The following is a 22705-nucleotide window of genomic DNA, read 5'->3' as shown; positions in this document are numbered from 1 at the left end:
TACTCTTCCTCCACTTCGGATCGGCGACGCGATGCTGTTGACCGCGTTCGCCGTTGTTACCGCGCCACGCGTGATCGCGGCGGTCGTGATGCTCGCGCTCGGCGTGGTTCGCGGAGGTGCGGTACGCGCGGCGGCCGCCGACGGGTTGGCGGGCAAGCAGGCCTGACAGAAGGAAGGGCGGCCGGATTGCCGATCCGGAAAGCAGCGGGATACGACAATATATAAAGTTATATAATATTAGTTCTTTAATCGTATCCCGCCCCGATGAACGACGATCTTTCCGCCGGCTTGCCCGGCCTCGATCAGATGCGCGCCGCCGCCGAATCGGCGTGCGCGCTCCTCAAGGTGATGTCGAATCCCGACCGGCTGCTGCTGCTGTGCGAACTGTCGCAGGGCGAGCGCGGCGTGAGCGATCTCGAGACGCGACTCGACATCCGTCAACCGACGCTATCGCAGCAGCTCGGCGTGTTGCGGGACAACGCGCTGGTCCGTACGCGCCGCGAAGGCAAGTCCATCCGCTATTCGCTCGACAGTCCGGCCGTGATCGCGGTAATGGGCGTGCTGTACGAACAGTTTTGCGGGGCGACCGCGAAGGAGGCGCGCGATGCAGGTTGATGCGCTTCATTTCACGCCGTGGCTGTCGCTGGCCGGCGGCGTGCTGATCGGGCTCGCGGCAGCGTGGCTCGTCGCGTTCAACGGCCGGATTGCCGGTATCAGCGGGATCGTGGGCGGCTTGCCGACGGCGGGCGGCGCAGAGCGCGGCTGGCGCGCCGCGTTCGTCGCCGGGTTGATCGCAGCGCCCGTCGCGATGCGTTTCGTCGGGAGCGATCTGACGCCGCAGGTCGACGCCAATTGGCCAGAATTGCTGGCGGCCGGGCTGCTGGTGGGAATCGGCACGCGGTACGCGGGCGGCTGCACGAGCGGTCACGGCGTATGCGGGATATCGCGCGGGGCGTTGCGTTCGATGGTCGCCACGGCGACCTTCATGGTCGCGGGCTTCGCGACCGTCTTCGTGCGGCTGCACGTGGCGGGAGGCTGACATGCAAGCAGGATTCGCGTTTCTGGCGGGGCTGCTGTTCGGCGTCGGCCTCATCGTGTCGGGCATGGCCAATCCGCAGAAGGTGCTCGGTTTTCTCGACTTGGCGGGCCGCTGGGATCCGTCGCTCGCGTTCGTGATGGCGGGCGCGATCGGCGTCGCCGTGTTCGCGTTTGCGTGGGCGAAGCGCCGGACACGGTCGTGGCTCGGCCTGCCGATGCAGTTGCCGGCATCGCGGGCGATTACCGTGCGCCTCGTTGCAGGAAGTGCGGTATTCGGCATCGGCTGGGGAATTGCCGGGTTCTGCCCGGGGCCCGCGATCGTGTCGATCGGCTTCGGGTCGGCCAAGGGGATCGGGTTCGTCGTCGCGATGCTGGCCGGGATGGCCCTGTTCGAGTGGATCGAGCGTCGGCGGAACGGGCGGTGACGCCGGGGCACGCTCGCCGGGTACGGTTGCCCGGAACATCATGTGTTCGTCGGTCACCGCGATGATGCGATGAGCTCCCAGTGTTTCCCGCGGCAGGCAGGTCGCGATGTCAGACATGCTCGCTTACGTGGCGGCCGCCGTGCGCTCGCCCGGACAGCCGGCGCAGGATGCCGCGCCACACCGAGAGCATGCCTCGTTGCCCCGAGGGTTCAACGATCGTTGTGCTGACCACGCCGCTGCCGCGAGCCGACAGCGCGACATGACCGGCGGTTTCGAGCGTCAGGCATTCGCCTTCGTCGAGTTCGCGGCGAACGTATTGCGGTACATCGGGCAGCCAGTCGAGCCCGCCGTGGCGCAGCGTGACCGCCAGCGCGCCGTCCAGCACGATCAACTGGCTGCCCTTGTCGAACCACGCAAAGTGGCTTTGCCCGGCGTCGAGCCGGAGGTGTTGCGTCCGCATGGCGATTCCCTTTTTCCGGTTACTCCGGTTGTGCGGCCTCGCGACGACGAGGCGACATCGTGCAATCAGGTTAGGGAAACGGACGTGCGCACGACAGATTCAGGGGACGGGAATCTGTTGCGGTGCAGGCGACGATTTCGGGCTGCTGTATCGGTGGGTTTTCCCCGGATCTGTATCTGGCGTGCGCGGGAGGCAGCGGGCACGATGGTCCGCATGACGATTCTCGCCGACGCATCCCGCACGCCTTTGCCGAGGGACGGCGAGCCGCTTTACGAACGGCTCGCCGAACATTACCGCCGCATCATCGCGGCCGGCACGCTGGCGCCCGGCGACCGGATGCCGTCGGTCCGCGCGTGCATGGCGCAGCACGGCGTGAGCCTGTCGACCGCGATCCATGCGTTTAGGCGGCTCGAGGATGCGGGCTGGTGCGACGCGAAGCCGCGTTCGGGTTACTTCGTGCGCCGCCGCGCGGCGGCCGTGCTCGACACGCTGCCGGAAAGCGACGGGCCGCCGCTGAGCGTCGAGCCGCCGTTCGCGGGGCTGCACGAGCGCGTATCGCGCGTGATCGACCGTGCGAACGCGGCGACCGATGCGTTGAATCTCGGCGGCGCATCCGCGCACGCCGCGCTGTATCCGACCGAGCGCCTGCAGGCGCTCGCGATCCGGCTGCTGCGGCGCAAGCCCACGTTGCTGACCGACGCGGGGCCCGTCGGCGGCTCGCCCGAATTCCGGCAGACGATGGCCAAACGCGCGTTGTCTTACGGCGTGACGCTGACGCCGGACGACGTGATGTCGACGAACGGCGGCGTCGATGCGGTGAATCTCGCATTGCGGGCGGTCGCGCGGCCCGGCGACACGATCGCGATCGAATCGCCGGCCTTCTTCGGCCTGATCCAGTTGCTCGAAAGCCTCGGCCTGAAGGCGCTCGAAATTCCGGCAAGCCCGACGACCGGCCTGTCGATCGAGGCGCTCGACGTGGCGCTGGCTGCCTATCCGGATATCCGGGCCGTGGTCGTCGTGCCGAACCTGCAAAACCCGCTCGGCTGCGTGATGCCCGACGAGCGCAAGGCCGCGCTCGTCGCGCTGTGTTCGCGCCACGGTGTGGCCGTGATCGAGGACGAGCCTTATCGCGAGCTCGTCGAGGCGCCGACGGCGGTCAGGCCGGTCAAGGCATGGGATCGCGACGGCACGGTGATCTACTGCCCGTCGTTCAACAAGGTGCTGGCCCCCGGGATGCGGCTCGGCTGGATGAGTGCGGGCCGCTGGCAGGCGCGCGTGAGGATGCTGAAATTCGCTCAGAGTCGACACAACGCCGCGTTGCTGCAGGCCGTGGCCGCCGAATTCGTCGGCTCCGGCGCATTCGATCGACACCTGCACCGGTTTCGCGAACAGTTGCGCGTGCAGCGCGACGTGACGATCGACGCGATTGCGCGGCATTTCCCGGCCGGCACGCGGATGAACCAGCCGCCGGGCGGGATGTTGCTGTGGATCGCGTTGCCGGCAGGCGTGCGCTCCGATGCGCTGTTCGACGCCGCGCTGGCGCATGGCGTCAAGATCGCGCCCGGTTCGATCTTCTCGAATTCGGACCGTTTCGACGGCTATATCCGGCTTGCCTGTACGCGCGTATTCGACGCGGCGCACGAGGCGGCGTTCGACATACTCGGCCGCCTCGTACGGGAAGCCATGGCGGCCGCGTAAGCGCGACGGCGGCAGCGGGCCGGATTTCCGAATACGCGAGTGCTCCGGCCGGACGCGGTACCGAAGCGGCAAGCCGCCGCCACTTCATCGGCCGACCGAATGCGTGGCGAGGTGCTGGCGGATCAGCGACAAATAACGATCGCCGACCGAGAAATCGCGTGCCGCGCGCGGCCGGGCGGGGGCCGGACGCAGCGTGGCCGGCGCGCTCATGCCCAGGTACCGGCAGACGGCGGACGGAAAGGGCTTGCGCGTATGCCCGAGCTGACGCGCCGCGCGCTCGACGCGGGCATCGCCGACCTGGGCACGCAGCCACGCCAGCACTTGGCGATCGGTGTCGTTGACGATACGGACCAGATGTTCCATCGCGCACCTCACTGTTCATAAATACAGTACTGTAAATATAACCAGTGTTTGCGCGAACCGCAAGCGCGGGCGCGTCGGCTGGCCGTTCGGCCAGGGTCAGCGCACCGGCGCGGCGGTGCGCGCGACCCGGGCCGCAGGAGGCGCAGAGGCGGCAGGCGCGGCCCGGCCGGTATAGCGCGCATCGGTCAGCGTGCCGAGGAACGCGACGATGTCGTCGATTTCCGCGTCGGTCAGCGCGGGCGGCGTGCCGGGCCGGCGGTTCATCGGCGTCGAATTCACGTTGATGTTGCCGCGATAGGCGGCCGGCACGTCGTCGAACGTCTTGGCGCCGTGATACCAGAAGCCGGGATCGGTCGAACGCGTGTTGTAGAACGCGACCGCGTCGCGCAGCGTCGTGAACACGCCGTTGTGCATGAACGTCTGCTTGAGCGCGACGTTGCGCAGCCCCGGCGTGCGCAGGTAGCCGCACCATTGCGTCGGCTCGGGCCAGCGCAGCCGCCGCGCGGTATTGCACAGCCCGTTGTCGAAATGGCGCGGATCGCGGTTCGCCGGCAGCGCGCGGTTGCGCGGCACGGCGATCGCGTCGTAGCCGAAATCGGTGAACAGCGAGCGTTCCGGGCGGCTCGACGTGTCCGACAGCGTATGGCAGGTCATGCAATTGCCCTTGTCCGGATTCCGGAACAGCGCGAGGCCGCGCATCTCGGCCGGCGCGAGCGGCTTGCGCGTGCGCAGGAATGCGTCGAAGCGCGACGTGAACGGCGCCATCTCGTCGCTCTGCAGATAGGCTTCGACGGCCGCGCCCAGCGCGCGCACCAGTTGCTCGGGATCGCGCCGCACCGGCGCGCCGAAGCGCGCGGCGAGATCGGGCGCGAGTTCGGTCGCATCGACCTTGCGCAGCAGTGCGGCCGGCGACCGGTTGTTCATCTCGTTCGGATCGAACAGCGGTCCGCGGATCTGTTCGGCGAGCGTATCCGCGCGACCGTCGCTGAACAGGCCGCCGAACGGCGACGGCGCGGGCGCATCGTCGTCCTGGTAGAAGTGGCGGCGCGGCACGTAGCGCACATACAGCAGCGATGGCGCATTGCGCTGGCTGAAGCGTCCGGGCCGGCTGCCTTCCGGCACGCCGGGCCCCGCGAGCGATGCGGCCGACAGTGTCGGCGCGAACGCGCGGCCCGGATCGTGGCAGCCCGCGCACGACATGCCGCGCGGCTCGGACAGCCGCGGGTCGAAGAAGATCCGGCGGCCGAGCGCGACGAGCGTCGGGTCCGGCGCGAAGCGCGCGGTGGCCGCGTCGATCTTGCCCGTCACCTGCGGCGTGCCGTTGCCGATCGTGTCGACGACGCGCGACGGCGGCGCGCCGGGAAGCAGCACCGTTTCGGCCGGCGCGGCGTGAACCGCGAGCGTCAGGCCGGCGAGCACGGTGGCGGCAAGCGTGTGCAGCGTCTGCCGGCCACGCTTGCCGCGGCCGTCGCATCGAACTTCTTCCGTCACGGCGCGATGAACCCCGTCTTGTCGCAGGCGAGCGTCCGGCCCGACTGATTGCACGACGCCAGCAGCTTGCCGGCCGCCGAATACGCATGGAACGTCCAGCCCGTCGCCGGCGCGGCGTTGCGCTCCATGATCAGGAAGCCGAAGCTGTTGTTGTGCGACAGCCGTTCGATCACCGCGCCCGGCGCGGGCGTCAGGCCGGCCGGGAACGGGTCGGGCAGCGCGACGTCGAGGTTGTCGCCGCCGTTGCCGGACACGATCGTCGCCGGGTGCCCGGAGGAGAAGTTGATCGCCTGGAAATCGTGCACGTGGCCGTGCAGCGCGACGTGCACGCCCGGCGGGTAGTACGCCTGCGCGTTGAGGCTCGACATCACCGACTGCAGCGCGAGGTTGCCCGGCGCGGGCGTACTGCCGGCGATCGGCGCGAACGCGAGGATCGGATGATGGTTCGTGAAGATCGTCGTCGTGATGCCGGCCTTCGACGCGAGCGCCGCGACCGTCTGGAACTGCTTCTGGTAGATGCCGAACTGCGCGTCGGTCGTCTTGAGCGGCGTGCGGCCGACCTTCGCGGTGTCGAACACGATCACTTGCGAGCCGCCGCCGAGCGACACCGCATAGGGTTCCGAATAGTTCGCGTTGTTGTCGTTGGCCGGATCGTCGCACGAGCGTGCGGCCGAATACGGGCGCGGGTCGAGGAAGCGGAACCAGCCCTGGCCCGCACGTGCGCATTCCTCGTGGTTGCCGCGCACGACGACCCACGGCGCCTTCGCGAGCAACGGCGCGGCCGGGCGGAACAGGTCGGCCTGCCACGTATCCCAGCCGTAGCCCCACGGGCTGTCCTTGCAGCCGGCGATGTCCGGCGGGCATGCGTTCTCGCGATAGTGGTAGTCGCCGACGTGCAGCACGAGATCGGGCGACAGCTTCGCGACGCTGGCCGCGATCGTATCGAGCGGCCAGACCGACGCATCGTTGCACGCCTGCCATGCGTTGTCGGCTTTCTTCATTCGGCAGCCGGTGTCCGCGATGATCGCGATGCGCTGCGGCTGCGCTTTCGGCAGCGGCAGCGTGCGGCCCGCGACGCTTGCCGCCTGCGCGCCAGCCGGCAGCGTCGCCTCGCAGACGGACACCGGGAAGCTCGACGGTTTCGAATCGGCCGGGTCGCTGGCGGTCGGCCGCTGGGGGACGGTCGCGGCGCCTGCGCGCAGCGCCATGCGCGACACCTTGCCGTCGACGCTCAGTTGCGGGCACAGCGGGTCGCCGGCCGACGCGGGCGTGTAGTTCGTGATCACGCGCGCGATCGCCTGGTTCGCATCGCCGATCTCGACCCATGCGGCCCGGACGTTGGCCGACGCGCTGGCCGGATCGGCCGGCGTATCGATGTGATTCGAGCACGCGGACAGCGCGGCGAGGGCAGCAAGGGGAGCGCAGCGCACGAGCAGGCCGCGCGTGAGGAATCGTCGCATGGGAGGGGCAGGCACCGTAGGAAAGTCGTCAACGATACGCAGCGCGAATGTAAGAAATGTGAAAACGGGGCGTGACGGGGCGCACACCGGCAGTCCTTGACTTCAAGCCGGCTTGAAGCGGCACAGTCCGGTTCGTGATCAATGAAACGGAAGGGGATCGACGATGGAAGCCAACCGGCCCAATGAAGCGCAATCCGCGCTATGGAACGGTCCGTCGGGGCGCGCATGGGTCGATGCGCAGGCGCTGCTGGACCGGATGTTCGAGCCGTTCGAAACGCTGCTGGCGGATGGCGCGGCAGCGTCGTCTGCCAGCAGCGTGCTCGACGTCGGCTGCGGCACGGGTGCGGTCACGCTCGCGATCGCGCGGCGGCTCGGCGCGAACGCGCAGTGCACGGGCATCGACATTTCGGCGCGAATGATCGACGCCGCCCGGGGGCGTGCCGGACGCAGTGGTCTGCCCGCCCGGTTCGTGTGCGCGGACGTGCAGACGCACGCGTTCGAGCCGGCGAGCGTCGACCTGATCGTGTCGCGTCTCGGCGTGATGTTCTTCGACGATCCGGTGCGTGCGTTCGCGAACCTGCGGCATGCGGCGCGGCCCGGCGCGCAGATGCGGTTCGTCGCGTGGCGCGGCGCGGCCGACAACCCGTTCATGACGACGGCCGAGCGGGCGGCCGCGCCGCTGTTGCCGAATCTGCCCGCGCGGCAACCCGGCGCGCCGGGGCAGTTCGCGTTCGGTGACCGGCAGCGCATTGCGTCGGTGCTGTCGGACGGTGGGTGGGCCGACGTTGCGATCGAGCCGGTCGAGCGGGCATGCGTGCTGTCGGAATCCGCGCTGGACGACTACCTTGCCCGGCTGGGCCCGGTCGGCCTTGCGTTGCTGGAGACGGACGAGGCGACGCGGCGGCGCGTGATCGACACGATGCGCGCGGCGTTCGAGCGGTACGTGCACGGCGCCGAGGTGCGCTTCGATGCGGCGTGCTGGCTGGTGACGGCGCGCGCGCCGTCCGCATGACATGTAGCGTGGAAGCAGCGGATGAGGAACGGCATGGCCGCCCGTTCGCCCCGCACGCGACCGTGCCCGCGTGACGAAGCTGGGGCTGCGCGACCTGCGTGCGTCAGCGTTTGCGCGCGCGCAGCATCAACCACGCGCAGCCACCGGCGACCAGCGCCAGCCCGAGCAGAACGGCCTCGGCGCCGAGTGCGAAACCCGGCGGCATTTCGCCGCTGTTCGGCACCGGCGACAGGTTGCCGCCCATCGCGACCGCGCCGCCGGCAAGCAGTGCCGCGCAGACGATCCAGTAGACCTTGCCGAGCGGCGCCGCGGTGCGGATTCGCCACAGCGCGATGCCGGCGCCGCCGAGGTACAGCACGGCGAGCGTGCCGAGCGCGATGACGTCGACCGCGCGGCTTTGCAGCAGTCCGCTCATTCGGCCTCCGTCGCGTGCCCCGGCGCGCGGCTCAGCAGATGCGTGCGGGTGTCTGCCGCGAGCGATACGTAGCGTTCGTACTGGCGCAGCACGTCGGCGATCACTTCGTCGCCGCGCAGGTATTCGACGTCGTAGCCGAGCCGGCCATCCTCGAAGAACGTGACGATGCCATACACGTGCGCACGTGCCTCGTCCGGCTCGGCCGTCTCGCGCACCAGGAACGCGGCTGCGGATTTCGCGGTGACGCGCACGCCGTACACGAAATCGCGATGTTCGGCTGTCGGCACGGTCAACCGCACCGCATCGTCGCTGTCGTGCTGTACGTGCGCATCGACGCCGCTCGCGCGCAACTCGTCGGCGACCTTGCGCAGCGCCGGTTCGACCGTTTCCGCGATGAACTGGCGCGCTTCGGCCTCGGTCGTCTGCCGCAGGATGTGCGTCAGGCGATGGCGCCAGTGCTGACCGGTCCAGAAGCTCGTTGCAGGCGCAACGTCCTGCGAATAGTGCGCGCGATCGGCCGCGAGCCCGCGCCACAGCCCGTAGCAGAGCGCGAGCATGATGATGGCGACCGGCAGCGCGGCGATCAGCGTCATCGCCTGCAGCGCGCCCAGCCCGCCCGCGACGAGCAGCACCGCGGCCGTCACGCCGAGCAGTGCGGCCCAGAACAGCCGCTGCCAGACCGGCGAATGCGCGCTGCCGCGCGTCGCGATCTGATCGATCACGAACGCGCCCGAATCGGCGGACGTGACGAAGAACACCGCGATCAGCACGATCGCGACGATCGATAGCAGTTGCGGCAACGGCAGGAAATCGAAGAAGCGGAACAGCAGCGCATCGACGTTGGTCGCCGTCTGCGCGAGCGCGCCGGCCGCGCCGTGCGTATCGAGCCAGATCGCGCTGTTGCCGAACACGGTCATCCAGACGAGATTGAATGCGGTCGGCACGAGCAGCACGCCGATCACGAACTGGCGGATCGTGCGGCCGCGCGAGATGCGCGCGATGAACATGCCGACGAACGGCGACCACGACACCCACCACGCCCAGTAGAGGATCGTCCAGCCCCCGAACCAGCCTTCCTCGCGCGGCGGTGCGTACGCATAGGTGCGGAACGACAGGTCGACGAGGCTCGACAGGTACTGGCCGATGTTGTCGCCGAGCGCACGCAGCAGGAACGCGGTCGGGCCCGCGACGGCCACGAACGCGAGCAGCAGGAACGCGAGCAGCAGGTTCAGCTCGGACAGCCGGCGCACGCCCTTGTCGAGGCCGCTCGCGGCCGACAGCCCTGCGAGGATCACGACGAGCGCGACGAGCCCGATGCGAAACAGGTTGCTGCCGGTGTCCCATCCGGCGACCGTATGCAGGCCCGCGCTGATCTGCATCACGCCGTAGCCGAGCGTCGTCGCGATGCCGGCGACCGTGCCGACCAGCGCGAACGCATCGACGGTGTGGCCGATCCAGCCGTTGATGCGCTCGCGCAGCACCGGATACAGCCCCGAGCGCAGCGTCAGCGGCAGGTTGTAGCGAAAGCCGAAGTACGCGAGCACGAGCCCCATCAGCCCGTAGATTGCCCACGCATGGAAACCCCAGTGGAAGAAGGTCATCAGCATCGCCTCGCGCGCGGCGGCGGACGTGCCGGGGTCGACGGTCGGCGGCTTCAGGAAATGCTGCATCGGCTCGCCGACGCCGAAGTACATCAGGCCGATGCCCATGCCGGCCGCGAACAGCATCGCCGTCCACGACACGAAGCTGAATTCGGGTTCGGCATCGTCGGGGCCGAGCCGGATGTTGCCGAAATCGCTGGCGGCGATCAGCACGAGAAACACGAGGAAGCCGGTGACGGCGAGCACGTAGAACCAGTCGAACCGTGCGATGACCCATTGCTGGCCGGCGGAGAACAGCGCGCCGGCTTCGCTCGGGCGCAGTGCGCACACGACGAGCAGCGCGCCGATCACGACGAGCGCGGGCAGGACGACCTGCGGCTTGAATGTCGTGCGGGGCGAGGGACGGGAATCCGGCATGGCGGGTATCCAGTTGTGGGCGCAACGAGGCGCGACGCCGCCCGGCGCGTGGTGCGCGTCGGACCCTGATACGGCGTGCGTCGAGTGTACCGCGGTGTCAGGACTGCAAGAACAGGGCATGCAGAAGGGTAAACCTGACGAATTGTAAGGTATCGAGGCGAGCGAGAAAACCCGCGCGGTGCGTTCGGCGGGCCGGCGAGGCCGGGAAAAACGCCGCGGCGAACGCATATCGGACACCCGGACGGCGCGCACGGCATGCGCAGCGTCCAGGCGTCCAGGTAGAAGACAGCGCGCGGAAGGCGCCGTCGGGCGGGTTCAAAACGTGACCGCGATCCCGGCCATGCCGACGAACTGGCCGTGCGTCGTCGACGGCGTGAGCTGCTGCGAATCGCCGACGATCGGCGCCGCGTCGACGATGTGGCCGGCGCCTTGCGCGCCGAGCGTCCGCCCGCTCGAATGCGTGTACGCCTGCAGCGCATAGAGCGTCGTGCGTTTCGACAGGCTGTACGACTCCTTCAGCGAGTACTGCTGATAGCGGGCCGCGTTCGCGACGCCGTTCGCCTTCGATGCGAGCGTGTACGCGAATGCGCCGGCCACCGAGAACGTCGGCGTGAAGCGGTACGCGGCGAGTGCGCCGTAGGTATTGAACACGGCCGTATCGGTGAAGGCCGAACCGTTGCCGGGCAGGTACTTCACGTTCGAATAGTTGAGACCCATCGTCAGGTCGCCGAGCGTGTAGTTGCCGGCAGCCGCGACCTGCTCGACGGCCTTCGCGGTCAGGTAGCCCTGGTTCAGCACGGACACCGCGAAGCTGCCCGACGACGCGGTGGCCGGATTCAGGAAGCCCACGGAAGAGCCCGAGCTGTTGATCCGCAGATAGCCGGCCGCGATCCCGATCGGCCCGTTCGCGTAGCGCAGCGCGGCGCTGAACGTGTTGCCCTTGCCGGTCGCGCCGGCAATGCCGCCGAATGCGTACATCGCGCTCGCGGTCAGCCCGGCGAAGGTCGGCGACGTATAGGTAACCGAATTGTTCACGCGAATCGTCGTGTCGAGGCCGTCGATGTCGCCCGGATGCGCGCCGGTCGCACCGGTCAGCCAGCTGCTCGACGCGTACGGGCCGACGAACAGGAAGTAGGGCGTGTACTGGCGGCCGGCCGTCACCGTGCCGTAGCTCACGTTGCGCAGGCCGACGAAGGCCTGGCGATTGAACATCGTGCCGGCGGCGGCCTGCGCGCCCGTATTCAGGTTGAAGCCGGCCTGCAGGTCGAAGATCGCATGCGTGCCGCCGCCGAGATCCTCGTCGCCGCGCAACCCGAACTTCGACGCATACAGGTTGCCGTCGCGCAGGTAGATGTTCGAGTGCCCTTGCTGGTTGTTCACGTACGCGAGCGAATCGTCGACGACGCCGTACAGCGTGACACTGCTCTGCGCATGGGCGGCGGGCGCGCCGAGCGACGCGGTCGAAAAAATCAGGATTGCGTAACGGTTGACGGGTGCTTTCATTGTCGATCTCCGGGGTGCTTCATCTTTTCAAGGGGCGGGAGGTTGAATGCCTCCTCTGTGGCAGGCGGCGGGCCGCGCGAACGGCCCGCCTGATCGGGTTGGCTTCAGTGGTTCAGTGGTCGAACGCGACGACGAGGCGGCGCCACGCACCGTCCCCCGCATCCTGCTCGACACGCGCGCCGCGCACGGCGACCGGGCCTTGCAGCGACGCGGGCAGCAGGATCTCGACGCGCTCGGCCGGGCGCGCCGGGCGGCCGTCCCAGCGGACCGACACGCCGAGCTCGCCCGACGCCTCGCGGCCGGTCTCGATGCGCCACAGTCCGTATTCGCCGTCGCGCCACGCTTCCGTCTCGCCGTCGTCCTCGACGCATTCGCCGTACGCGACGCCGTCTTCGATGCGCGGTGCGACGACGAAGCCGCGCGTGTCGGCACGCGCACCGAAATGCTGGTCGGCGACGTTCAACGGCAGCACGCGACCTTCGCGCAGCAGCATCACCGGCGTGTCGAGCGGCGCGGGCAGCGTCACGCTCGCGCCGCCGTCGAACGACTGCGCGCTCGAACAGCATGTCCAGCGTGCGCCCGACGGCAGGTACACCGTGCGTTCGGTCCGGCCGGGATCGACGACCGGTGCGACCAGCAGCGCGTCGCCGAGCATCATGTCGTCGCACGCGTCGTAGCAGCGCGCATCGCCGGGGAAATCGGCGAGGGTCGGCCGCAGCACGGGCTCGTAGCGCGTCGTCGACTGCCACAGCAGGTGATAGAGGTACGGCAGCAGCCGGTAGCGCTGCTTGATCAGCGACGCGACCTGCGCGGTGATCTCCGGGTACATCCACGGTTCGTTGACGGTGCCGTCGTCGTTCCACGAATGAATGCTGAAGCGCGGCATGAAGATGCCGAACTGCACCCAGCGCAGCAGCAATTCGGGCGACGGCGCGGGGCCGGAGAAGCCGCCGATGTCGTGGCCGATGTTCGACACGCCCGACAGCGCGAGCCCAAGGCCCATCTTCAGGTTGTAGCGCAGCGTTTCCCACGACGTAGTGTTGTCGCCGGACCAAGTCTGCACGTAACGCTGCATGCCGGCGCCGCCGGAGCGCGACACGAGGAACGGCCGCCGCGCCGGCGCATGCGCGCGCTGCGCGTCGCGCGACGCGCGCATCATCAGCATTGTCTGCAGCACCTTCGCTTCGCGCGCCGGAAACGGCTGGCCGAAGCCGTGCGCGATCGCGTCGGGCGACCAGATCTCGTATTCGTTGTTGTCGTTCCAGGTCGATTCGATACCGTATTCCAGCAGCGCCGACGTGACCTGCTCCTGCCACCAGCGGTAGGCGTCCGGCTGCGTGAAGTCGATGTACGCGCCGACCTCGTCCCAGAACTGCACCCATGCGGGCTCGCCCGACGCGGAACGGATCAGCAGCCCGCGCTGCGCGGCGTCGTCGAAGGCGGGATGGTCGCGCAGCAGGCACGGCTTGATGTTCGCGCACAGGCGGATGCCGTGGTCGCGATAGTGCTGCACGAAGCCTTTCGCATCCGGAAACTTGTCGCGGTTCCAGTTGAACACGTAGCGCTTCGCGCCGATCGACGTATAGCCCGACGACAGGTGGAACGAATCGCACAGGATGTCGTGCGCGTCGCACTGCTCGACGAACTGGTTCATCTGCTGCTGCGCGTCCGGCGCGTCGGTATAGCTCATCGTCGAACCCGAATAGCCGAGCCCCCATTTCGGCGTGCGCGCGGGGCGCCCGGTCAGCCACGTGAAGCGTCGCGCGGCCGCGAGCGGCGTCGCGGGCGACGCGATGAAGTAGTAGTCGAGATCGCCGTGCTCGGCGACGAAATAGCGATAGAGCCCGTGATAGTTGTCGAGCTCGCGGCCCATGTCGAACACGCAGTCGGACAGCGTGTCGTAGAACAGCCCGAAGCCCTGGCACGCATCGGGCGACCACGTGATGTAGAACGGGATGTGCTTGTACAGCGGGTCCGTGCTTTTCGCGCTGTAGCCCATCGCGTCGATGTTGCGCATCTCGAAGCGCGCGCCCGTGCGGTCGAGTTCGCCCGCGCGTTCGCCGAGGCCGAACACCTTGTCGCCGCGCTCGCGGGCGACGTAGTGATACGCGCGATCGTCCCACCAGCCGAAGTTGTATGCCTGCGTCGCGCGGTCGGCGAGCGCGACGCGCCATGCGCCGTTCGCGTCGCGCATCGACCACGTGCAATGGCCGCCTCGCCGGCGCACCGTAAGCCGGACCTGCGCGGTTGCGATCCGCACGCCGTCGTCGTCTTCGACGAAGTCGTAGTGGGGCAGCGCGAAGCCGCTCAGGTCGAGGCGGTCGCGCCCGTCGAGCGGCACGTCGTCGAGACCGGGTGCGATCGTCCACGTGCGCGGGGTGCGCGCCGTCGCGTCGGGCAGCACGCGCACGCGCACGATGTCGTCCTCGAGCACGAAGATTTCGACGGTGGCGCCCGTATCGGACGCGAGCAACACGCGGTTCGCGTGGTGGCTGGCGACGCGGAACACGGGCGGATGAAGGAGCGAAGTCATGAATGCGATTCCTGGTGAAAACGGAGGTCAGGCGTGCTGCGCGAGCAGGCGTTCCTGCTTCGACTGCCCGCGGATCAGCAGCGCGAGCAGCGTGACGCCGATGATGTCGAACAGCCCGAGGCACGCGAACAGCGGCGCATAGCCGATCTTGTCGGCGAGCGCGCCGACCAGCAGCGAGAAGCCAAGGCCGCCGATCCACGCGGCCATCCCGGCGAAGCCGCTCGCGGTGCCGACTTCCTCGGGGTCGAACACGTCGGCCGACAGCGTGTTGACGAGCGCGGAGATCATCTGGTGCGCGAAGCCGCCGACGCAGAACAGCGCAATCGCCGTGTACGGCGACGACACGAGCCCGATCGTCGCCGGCCCGAGCATCAGCACCGCGCCGAGCGCGACGCCGGCGACGCGCGACCACACGAGCGGCAGCTTGAAGCGATTCGCTAGGTACGGCGACAGGTAGCCGCCCGCGATGCCGCCCAGGTCGGCTGCGAGAAACGGCATCCACGCGAATACCGCGATCTGCGTGAGCGGCATGTGGCGCTCGGTCGCGAGGTACAGCGGAATCCAGAAGCTGAAGGTCTGCCACGCGGGTTCCGCGAAGAAGCGCGGCAGCGCGATCGCCCAGAAGCGCCGCGCGGTGACGACGTCGCGGATGCGGCGCTTCGACACGGGCGGCATCGTCGCCTGGCCGTCGCGGATCAGCGTGCGCTCCTGCGGCGTGAGGCGCGGATGGTCGGCCGGGGACCGGTACTGCGTGTACCAGAGCGCGGCCCACAGGAACCCTAGCGCGCCGGTGACCATGAACGCGGCCTGCCAGCCGAAGCGCATCGAGATGAACACGACGAGCGGCGGCGCGATCGCGGCGCCGAGCGACGTGCCCGCGTTGAAGTAGCCGACCGCGACGGATTTCTCGCGATCGGGAAACCATTCGGCGACGGCCTTCATCCCCGACGGAATCGCGGCGGCCTCGAACAGGCCCAGAAAGCCGCGCAGGATGCCGAGCGACAGCCAGCCCGATGCGAAGCCGTGTGCGACGCCGACCACCGACCACAGCATCGCGAACAGCGCGAAGCCGAGCCGCAGCCCGATCAGGTCGACGATGAAGCCGCACACCGGCTGCATGATCGTGTAGCCGATCTGGAATGCGCCGACGATGTACGAGTACTGCTGCGTCGAGATCGCGAACACCTGCTTGAGTTCGGGCGCGAGCACCGCGAGGGAATTCCGTGCGAGGTAGTTGAGGATCGTGCCGAGACACACGAGCACGATGATCCACCAGCGCAACGCCTTGACTGTCTTCACTGCTGTCTCCTGTCAGGGAGGGCGGCGCGCGGCGCCTGCCCGGTCCATGAGGGCCATCCGTCGGAATGGCTTGTTTCGTTTTGGTTCGTACGATGTCCGATCTTGATGCGCGCCGGTTTTTGCCGGTTCATATCGAAATCACGGTGTTCGAGCGAACATTTCGTCGTCACAGATCTGCAATGTTATCTGACGACTGATCATTTTCGAACATCCTATGTTCGAATGCGAATCCGGTCAACGTGAATCTGCATTCGAACGAACGTACTCGGGGTTTTCCCGATGACCGGATGGCGACCGTGAGCGGCGACGCAGGGCGATCGGCCGTCAAAGGCCCGTGGGGCGGGGCCGAACGATCGTCCGCACGGTCGACGGACGCCGGTTGAGGCGCAACACATCCTGATGAAAATTTATTTCTTTTCAGTCGGGAGATTGTGTAAATTCATTTTCATCGAACCTTGCAACAACCCTTCGCATGACGCCTCTCGTTCCGCCCGATGTCAGTCACGACGAACCCGCGATCGCCGAGCGGATCGCGTCGGCGATGCCGTTGATGACGCCGATTCACCGGCGCATGGGCGAGTTCGTGCTCGCGAACCCGTTTCGCGCGGCGACGATGCGGATCGACGAGCTCGCGCAGGCCGTGAATGCGTCGATCGCGACCGCGAACCGCTTCGCGAAGGCGCTCGGTTTCGACGGCTATCCGGCGATGCGTGCGGCGCTCGTGCGCGGCTTCGAGGCCACGCTCGGGCCGGTCGAGCGGCTGCGTTCCGCGCAGGAGCAGGAATCCGGCGTACGCGGCGCAGTCTGGATCGATGCGGTATTCGACCAGGCTGTCGCCAACATCGAGAACACGCGCGCGCAACTGGACGCGGCCGATGTCGAGGCGGCGGTCGAGGCGATCGTCGGCGCGCGGCGCGTGCTGATTCTCGGCGCCGGGTCGAGCGCGTTCCTCGCCGGGCTGATCGAGCATGGCCTGTCCGTCTGCCATGACAGCGTGCAGTCGCTCGCGCTGCTCGGCGGGCCTTCGCATGCGGCGCGACGCCTGTACACGGCCGATTCGCGCGATCTCGTGATCGCGCTCGCGTTTCCGCGCTACGTGAAGGACACGATCGAGCTGGCGCGTCGTGCGGCGGCGCGCGGCGCGCGCGTGCTCGGCATCTCCGACGGCCCGCAATCGCCGCTCGCGCCGATCGCGTCGCTGAACCTGTACGTGAAGGCCGAGCGGCGTTTCGCGGCCACGTCGGAAGCGGCCGTGCTCACGATGATCGAGGCGCTGATCGATGCAGTCGCGCTGCGCACGCACCGGTCCGCGAAATCCGCCGCCGAGATGACTGAATTCCTGCTGCCGTGGCTCGTGCAGCCGCAAGCGGCGCTGCCGGCCGCCAACCCTTCTTCCCCACGTCCGAAAAAATCATGACTTCACCCGCGATCGTCGCGATTCACGGCGGCGCAGGCACGATCCTGCGCGAAGCGATGGATACCGACACCGAACGTCGGTACCGCGCCGAACTCACCGCGATCCTGCAGGCCGCGCAGCAAGTGCTGGCCGACGGCGGCAGCGCGCTCGACGCCGTGACCGTCGCGGTGCGCATGCTCGAGGACTGTCCGCTGTTCAACGCGGGGCGCGGCGCCGTCTATACGGCCGAAGGCAAGCACGAACTCGACGCGGCGGTCATGGACGGCGCGACGCTCGGCGCCGGCGCGATCTGCTGCGCGACGCGCGTGCGCAATCCGGTGCTCGCCGCGCGGCGCGTGATGGAGGCGAGCGAGCACGTGCTGTTCGCCGGCGCGGGCGCCGATGCGTTCGCGGCCGCGCAAGGGCTCGAACTCGCGGAACCCGGCTACTTCGACACCGAAGCGCGGCATGCGCAGTGGGTCAAGGCGCGCGCGGCGGCCGGGATGATGCTCGACCACGATGCGGCCAGCTTCGCGTTCGGCGGCGCCGCGCAACCCGCCGAGCCGCTCGATCCGGACCGCAAGCACGGCACGGTCGGCGCGGTCGCGTGCGACGTGCACGGCCACATCGCGGCGGCGACGTCGACGGGCGGCATCACGAACAAGCAGCCGGGGCGCGTCGGCGATTCGCCGATCATCGGCGCCGGCTGCTATGCGGACGACGCGACCTGCGCCGTCTCCGCGACCGGCACCGGCGAGATGTTCATCCGGCTCGCGACCGCGCATGACGTGGCCGCGCAGATCGCGTATCGCGGCGCGTCGCTCGCGGACGCCGCGCACGACGTCGTGATGAACAAGCTGCCGCGCCTCGCGGGCCGCGGCGGGATCATCGCGGTCGATGCGCACGGCAACGTCGCGATGCCGTTCAACACCGAAGGGATGTACCGCGGCTACGCGCGCGTCGGTGAAGCGCCGGTCGTCGGCATCTACCGCGACGATGCGGCCTGATTCCGGATCGCACGAGGAGAGATGCCATGACTTCGAGCCGTAACCCGTCGCCCCTGACGTTGCCCGAGCAGCGCGTGGTGGCCGTCGACGACCTGTCGGTCACGTTCCGCCGCGAAAACGCGACGTTCGACGCGGTGCGCAACGTGTCGTTTCACGTCGATCGCGGCGAGACGCTCGCGATCGTCGGCGAATCGGGCTCGGGCAAGTCGGTCACGTCGCTCGCGCTGATGCGGCTCGTCGAGCACGGCGGCGGCGAGATCACCAGCGGCCGAATCGCGTTCCGGCGCCGTGGCGGCGCGCTGGTCGATCTCGCGCAGGCGAGCGCCGCGACGATGCGCGGTATCCGCGGCGCGGACATCGCGATGATCTTCCAGGAGCCGATGACGTCGCTGAACCCGGTGTTTACGGTCGGCGACCAGATCAGCGAGGCGATCGCGCTGCACCAGTCGAAGAGCGCGGCCGAAGCCCGCGCGGAAGCGCTGCGGCTGCTCGATCTCGTGCGCATCCCGGAAGCGCGCCGCGTGTTCGCGCGCTATCCGCACCAGTTGTCGGGCGGGATGCGACAGCGCGTGATGATCGCGATGGCGTTGTCGTGCCGGCCCGCGCTGCTGATCGCCGACGAGCCGACGACCGCGCTCGACGTGACGATCCAGGCGCAGATCCTGCAACTGGTGCGCGGGCTGCAGGACGAAATGAACATGGGCGTGATCTTCATCACGCACGACATGGGCGTGGTGGCCGAAGTGGCCGATCGCGTGCTCGTGATGTATCGCGGCGAGAAGGTCGAGGAGGGCGAGTCGGACCGCATCTTCGCGACGCCCGCGCATCGCTACACGCGCGCGCTGCTCGCGGCCGTGCCGCGGCTCGGCTCGATGCAGGGCACCGACGCACCGGAGAAATTCCCGCTGTTGAAGGTGGACGGCACGAACGCGACGGCCACGGCCGCGACGACGGCGTCCGCGGCGAACGACGCGCAGCCGCCCGTCGATCATGCCGCGCCGCCGATCCTGCGCGTGCGCGATCTCGTCACGCGGTTTCCGGTGAAGAGCGGCGTGTTCGGCCGCGTGTCGCAATACGTGCATGCGGTCGAGCGAGTGAGCTTCGAGCTGCGTGCGGGCGAGACGCTCGCGCTCGTCGGCGAATCGGGCTGCGGCAAGTCGACCACCGGCCGTTCGCTGCTGCGTCTCGTCGAATCGCAAAGCGGCTCGATCGAATTCGACGGCCGCGACATCAGCGCGCTGAAGGGCCCGGACCTCCAGGCGCTGCGTCGGAACATCCAGTTCATCTTCCAGGACCCGTTCGCGTCGCTGAACCCGCGCCTGACCGTCGGCTTCTCGATCATGGAGCCGCTGCTCGTGCACGGCGTCGCGAGCGGCAGCGAAGCGCAGGCGCGCGTCGACTGGCTGCTCGACAAGGTCGGCCTGCCGCCGGATGCCGCGCGCCGCTATCCGCACGAATTCTCGGGCGGCCAGCGCCAGCGGATCGCGATCGCGCGTGCGCTCGCGCTGAATCCGAAGGTCGTGATCGCCGACGAGTCGGTGTCGGCGCTCGACGTGTCGGTGCAGGCGCAGATCGTCAACCTGATGCTCGACCTGCAGCGCGAGCTCGGCGTCGCGTACCTGTTCATCTCGCACGACATGGCGGTCGTCGAGCGCGTCAGCCATCGCGTCGCGGTGATGTATCTGGGCCAGATCGTCGAGATCGGCCCGCGCCGCGCGGTGTTCGAGGCGCCGCAGCATCCGTACACGAAGAAGCTGATGAGCGCGGTGCCGGTGGCCGACCCCGCGCGCCGGCATGCGCCGCGCCAGCTCGCGGCGGACGAGATTCCGAGCCCGATCCGCGCGGTCGGCGACGAGCCGGTCGTCGCGCCGCTCGTCGCGGTCGGCCCCGATCATTACGTCGCGACGCATCGCGTGGGCGGCGCGTATTGAGGAGTGGCGTCGTGCGCCGCGATGACGGTGCGCGAACCAGCAGGCAGTCGAAACCGAAACGCCCGTGAGGCGTCACCGATTCACCGATAGGAGCCCAGCAAAATGAGCAAGCAGCATCCGTTTCCGATGTTTCGTCCGCGCGCATGCTTCGTCGCGCTCGCCGGCGCGTTCGCGCTGTCGGCCGCGCTGCCCGCGTTCGCGCAGCAGACCGCGGTGATGGCGGTGGATTCGACCTTCACGACGATGGACCCGTACGACGCGAACGACACGGTGTCGCAGGCGGTCGTCAAGTCGTTCTACCAGGGGCTGTTCGGCTTCGACAAGGACATGAAGCTCGTCAACGTGCTCGCGACCGGCTATGAAGCCAGCCCCGACGCGAAGACGTACACGATCAAGCTGCGCTCGGGCGTGAAGTTCCACGACGGCACCGATTTCAACGCGGCGGCCGTGAAGGCGAACTTCGACCGCGTGACCGATCCCGCGAACCATCTGAAGCGCTACAACATGTTCCGCGTGATCGAGAAGACCGAAGTGGTCGATCCGACCACCGTGAAGGTCACGCTGCACGAGCCGTTCTCGGCGTTCATCAACACGCTCGCGCACCCGTCGGCCGTGATGATTTCGCCGGCCGCGCTGAAGAAGTGGGGCCGCGACATCGCGCTGCATCCGGTCGGCACCGGGCCGTTCGAGTTCGTCGAATGGAAGCAGACCGACGACCTGAAGGTGAAGAAGTTCGCCGGCTACTGGAAGAAGGGCTATCCGAAGATCGACGCGATCGACTGGAAGCCGGTGGTCGACAACAACACGCGCGCGGCGCTGATGAAGACGGGCGAAGCCGATTTCGCGTTCCGCATTCCGTTCGAACAGGCGGCCGACCTGAAGAGCAACCCGAAGGTCGACGTGGTCGAGCGGCCGTCGATCGTGCAGCGCTACGTGTCGCTGAACATGCTGCAAAAGCCGTTCGACAACCCGAAGGTGCGCCAGGCGCTGAACTACGCGGTGAACAAGGAAGCGCTCGCGAAGGTCGCGTTCTCCGGCTTCGCGACGCCGTCGACCGGCGTGGTGCCGCAGGGCGTCGATTACGCGACGAAGCTCGGGCCCTGGCCGTACGACCCGGCGAAGGCGCGTGCGCTGCTGAAGGAAGCCGGCTATCCGAACGGTTTCGAGACGACGCTGTGGTCCGCGTATAACAACTCGACGTCACAGAAGGCAATCCAGTTCGTGCAGCAGCAGCTCGCGCAGGTCGGCGTGAAGGTGCAGGTGCAGGCGCTGGAGGCCGGCGAACGCGTCGCGAAGGTCGAGAGCGCGCCGGATCCGGCGAAGGCGCCGGTGCGGATGTACTACATCGGCTGGTCGTCGTCGACCGGCGAAGCGAACTGGGCGATCACGCCGCTGCTGGCCGGCGCATCGGCGCCGCCGAAGCTGGTCAACACCGCGTACTACAAGAACGACACGGTGGACGGCGACCTGACGAAGGCGCTGGAGACGGTCGACCGCGCGAAGAAGGCCGAGCTGTACGCCGATGCGCAGAAGCAGATCTGGGCCGATGCGCCGTGGATCTTCCTCGTGCAGGAGAAGATCGTGTATGCGCGCAGCAAGCGGCTGCAGGGCGCGTACGTGATGCCGGACGGCTCGTTCAACTTCGACGAGATCTCGCTGAAATGACGGCGGCTTGCCCGCCACGCAGTGCCGGCGGCGCGGGCCGCCGGTGCGCTGATTCGATCGGTGTCCCATGCTGAATTTCCTCGTCAAACGCCTGTTCGGCCTGCTGCCCACGCTCGCGATCGTCGCGGTGCTGGTGTTCCTGTTCGTGCATCTGCTGCCGGGCGACCCGGCGCGGCTCGCGGCCGGTCCCGAAGCCGACGAGGCGACCGTCGCGCTCGTGCGCGCCGATCTCGGGCTCGACCGGCCGCTGCCCGCACAGTTCGCGCGTTTCTTCGCGAAGATCGCGCACGGCGATTTCGGGATGTCGACGCGCAGCAAGCGGCCGGTATCGACCGAGATCGGCGAGCGCTTCATGCCGACGCTGCTGTTGACGCTCGTCAGCATGGGTTGGGCGACGGCGTTCGGGATGGCGATCGGCATTGCGTCGGCGGTCTGGCGCAATCGCTGGCCTGATCGGCTCGGCATGACGCTCGCGGTGTCGGGCATCTCGTTTCCTGCGTTCGCGCTCGGCATGCTGCTGATGGAGATCTTCTCGGTGAAGCTCGGCTGGCTGCCGGTCGTGCCGGACGGCACGTGGAAGAGCTACGTGCTGCCGTCGCTGACGCTCGGCGCCGCGGTCGCGGCGGTGATGGCGCGCTTCACGCGCGCGTCGTTCGTCGAAGTGCTGAACGAGGATTTCGTGCGCACCGCGCGCGCGAAGGGCGTGCATGAACCGATGGTCGTGCTCAAGCACTGCCTGCGCAACGCGATGATCCCGGTCGTCACGATGATGGGGCTGCAGTTCGGCTTCCTGCTCGGCGGCTCGATCGTCGTCGAGGCCGTGTTCAACTGGCCGGGGCTCGGGCGCCTGCTGGTCGACGCGGTGACGATGCGCGACTACCCGGTGATCCAGGCGATCGTGCTGCTGTTCTCGCTGGAATTCATCCTGATCAACCTGACCGTCGACGTGCTGTACGCGGTCATCAACCCGACCATCCGGTTCAAGTGAGGC

The 22705-nt window shown here is 68.3% G+C and carries 20 protein-coding genes; 11 read left to right on the top strand and 9 right to left on the bottom strand.

Annotated elements, in window-relative coordinates; all coding sequences use genetic code 11:
- Positions 1-31 precede the first annotated feature (31 nt).
- The 4 genes from JYG37_RS35000 (at position 32) to JYG37_RS17075 (ending at position 1463) form a co-directional block, all read left to right on the top strand.
- Entirely contained in the window at positions 32-166 is a 135-nt protein-coding gene (locus tag JYG37_RS35000; RefSeq protein ID WP_256975748.1) for a hypothetical protein, read from the top strand.
- 98 nt (positions 167-264) lie between these two features.
- Entirely contained in the window at positions 265-615 is a 351-nt protein-coding gene (locus JYG37_RS17085; RefSeq protein ID WP_124638531.1) for an ArsR/SmtB family transcription factor, read from the top strand.
- On the top strand, positions 605-1039 hold the full coding sequence (locus JYG37_RS17080; RefSeq protein ID WP_176015346.1) for a YeeE/YedE family protein: 435 nt from the start codon (positions 605-607) through the stop codon (positions 1037-1039). Before JYG37_RS17085 ends, JYG37_RS17080 begins: the two co-directional genes overlap by 11 nt.
- A 1-nt stretch (position 1040) precedes the next feature.
- Complete coding sequence (locus JYG37_RS17075; protein WP_124554133.1) at positions 1041-1463, top strand: DUF6691 family protein; 423 nt, start codon at positions 1041-1043, stop codon at positions 1461-1463.
- 109 nt (positions 1464-1572) lie between these two features.
- On the opposite strand, the gene JYG37_RS17070 is transcribed toward JYG37_RS17075, so the two are convergent.
- Complete coding sequence (locus JYG37_RS17070) at positions 1573-1923, bottom strand: hypothetical protein (protein WP_050010803.1); 351 nt, start codon at positions 1921-1923, stop codon at positions 1573-1575.
- Positions 1924-2127: 204 nt separating this feature from the next.
- On the opposite strand from JYG37_RS17070, the gene JYG37_RS17065 reads away from it, so the two are divergent.
- Positions 2128-3621: an aminotransferase-like domain-containing protein gene (locus JYG37_RS17065; RefSeq protein WP_213345636.1), complete on the top strand. Its 1494-nt coding sequence runs from the start codon at positions 2128-2130 to the stop codon at positions 3619-3621.
- 84 nt (positions 3622-3705) lie between these two features.
- Here the strand turns inward: JYG37_RS17065 and JYG37_RS17060 are convergent, their stop codons facing one another.
- From JYG37_RS17060 to JYG37_RS17050, 3 genes are all read right to left on the bottom strand, one after another.
- Entirely contained in the window at positions 3706-3984 is a 279-nt protein-coding gene (locus JYG37_RS17060; RefSeq protein ID WP_027782819.1) for a CppA family protein, read from the bottom strand.
- 96 nt (positions 3985-4080) lie between these two features.
- Positions 4081-5475 (bottom strand): cytochrome-c peroxidase, encoded by a 1395-nt coding sequence (locus tag JYG37_RS17055; RefSeq protein WP_185731856.1) that lies wholly within the window; start codon positions 5473-5475, stop codon positions 4081-4083.
- The gene (locus tag JYG37_RS17050) at positions 5472-6935 is read right to left on the bottom strand and encodes a metallophosphoesterase family protein (protein ID WP_213345635.1); all 1464 of its coding nucleotides are present in this window, start codon (positions 6933-6935) and stop codon (positions 5472-5474) included. Before JYG37_RS17050 ends, JYG37_RS17055 begins: the two co-directional genes overlap by 4 nt.
- Before the next feature lie 163 nt (positions 6936-7098).
- Here JYG37_RS17050 and JYG37_RS17045 point away from each other — a divergent pair, with 163 nt between their 5' ends.
- Positions 7099-7947, top strand: a complete 849-nt coding sequence (locus JYG37_RS17045; RefSeq protein ID WP_176015344.1) for a class I SAM-dependent methyltransferase — start codon at positions 7099-7101, stop codon at positions 7945-7947.
- 103 nt (positions 7948-8050) lie between these two features.
- On the opposite strand, the gene JYG37_RS17040 is transcribed toward JYG37_RS17045, so the two are convergent.
- The 5 genes from JYG37_RS17040 to JYG37_RS17020 all read right to left on the bottom strand — a co-directional run bounded on the left by JYG37_RS17040 (position 8051) and on the right by JYG37_RS17020 (position 15715).
- Positions 8051-8362, bottom strand: coding sequence for a hypothetical protein (locus JYG37_RS17040; RefSeq protein WP_124554138.1), 312 nt, complete (start codon positions 8360-8362; stop codon positions 8051-8053).
- Entirely contained in the window at positions 8359-10380 is a 2022-nt protein-coding gene (locus JYG37_RS17035) for a BCCT family transporter (RefSeq protein ID WP_124594655.1), read from the bottom strand. The genes JYG37_RS17040 and JYG37_RS17035 overlap by 4 nt, the downstream gene beginning before the upstream one ends.
- A gap of 315 nt (positions 10381-10695) precedes the next feature.
- A complete protein-coding gene (locus tag JYG37_RS17030; RefSeq protein WP_050010815.1) occupies positions 10696-11883 on the bottom strand; it encodes a porin in 1188 nt (395 codons plus the stop codon).
- A gap of 112 nt (positions 11884-11995) precedes the next feature.
- The gene (locus tag JYG37_RS17025) at positions 11996-14416 is read right to left on the bottom strand and encodes a glycoside hydrolase family 31 protein (protein ID WP_213345634.1); all 2421 of its coding nucleotides are present in this window, start codon (positions 14414-14416) and stop codon (positions 11996-11998) included.
- Between the two features lie 27 nt (positions 14417-14443).
- On the bottom strand, positions 14444-15715 hold the full coding sequence (locus JYG37_RS17020; protein WP_050010817.1) for an MFS transporter: 1272 nt from the start codon (positions 15713-15715) through the stop codon (positions 14444-14446).
- Between the two features lie 472 nt (positions 15716-16187).
- Between JYG37_RS17020 and JYG37_RS17015 the strand changes: the two genes are divergently transcribed.
- The 5 genes from JYG37_RS17015 to gsiC all read left to right on the top strand — a co-directional run bounded on the left by JYG37_RS17015 (position 16188) and on the right by gsiC (position 22702).
- Positions 16188-17132: a MurR/RpiR family transcriptional regulator gene (locus JYG37_RS17015; protein ID WP_089489282.1), complete on the top strand. Its 945-nt coding sequence runs from the start codon at positions 16188-16190 to the stop codon at positions 17130-17132.
- Positions 17129-18118, top strand: coding sequence for an isoaspartyl peptidase/L-asparaginase family protein (locus JYG37_RS17010; protein WP_089489283.1), 990 nt, complete (start codon positions 17129-17131; stop codon positions 18116-18118). Before JYG37_RS17015 ends, JYG37_RS17010 begins: the two co-directional genes overlap by 4 nt.
- Positions 18119-18144: 26 nt before the next feature.
- Entirely contained in the window at positions 18145-20049 is a 1905-nt protein-coding gene (locus tag JYG37_RS17005) for a dipeptide ABC transporter ATP-binding protein (RefSeq protein ID WP_050010821.1), read from the top strand.
- Positions 20050-20151: 102 nt separating this feature from the next.
- Positions 20152-21714 (top strand): glutathione ABC transporter substrate-binding protein GsiB, encoded by a 1563-nt coding sequence (gene gsiB / locus JYG37_RS17000; RefSeq protein WP_089489285.1) that lies wholly within the window; start codon positions 20152-20154, stop codon positions 21712-21714.
- Positions 21715-21781: 67 nt separating this feature from the next.
- Positions 21782-22702, top strand: a complete 921-nt coding sequence (gsiC, locus tag JYG37_RS16995) for a glutathione ABC transporter permease GsiC (RefSeq protein WP_050010825.1) — start codon at positions 21782-21784, stop codon at positions 22700-22702.
- Positions 22703-22705: the final 3 nt, after the last annotated feature.

Source organism: Burkholderia sp. LAS2, from assembly GCF_018417615.1.
Classification (GTDB): domain Bacteria; phylum Pseudomonadota; class Gammaproteobacteria; order Burkholderiales; family Burkholderiaceae; genus Burkholderia; species Burkholderia sola.
The sequence above is the reverse complement of the archived record's forward strand: the minus strand, read 5'-3'. Positions and strand labels throughout refer to the sequence as shown.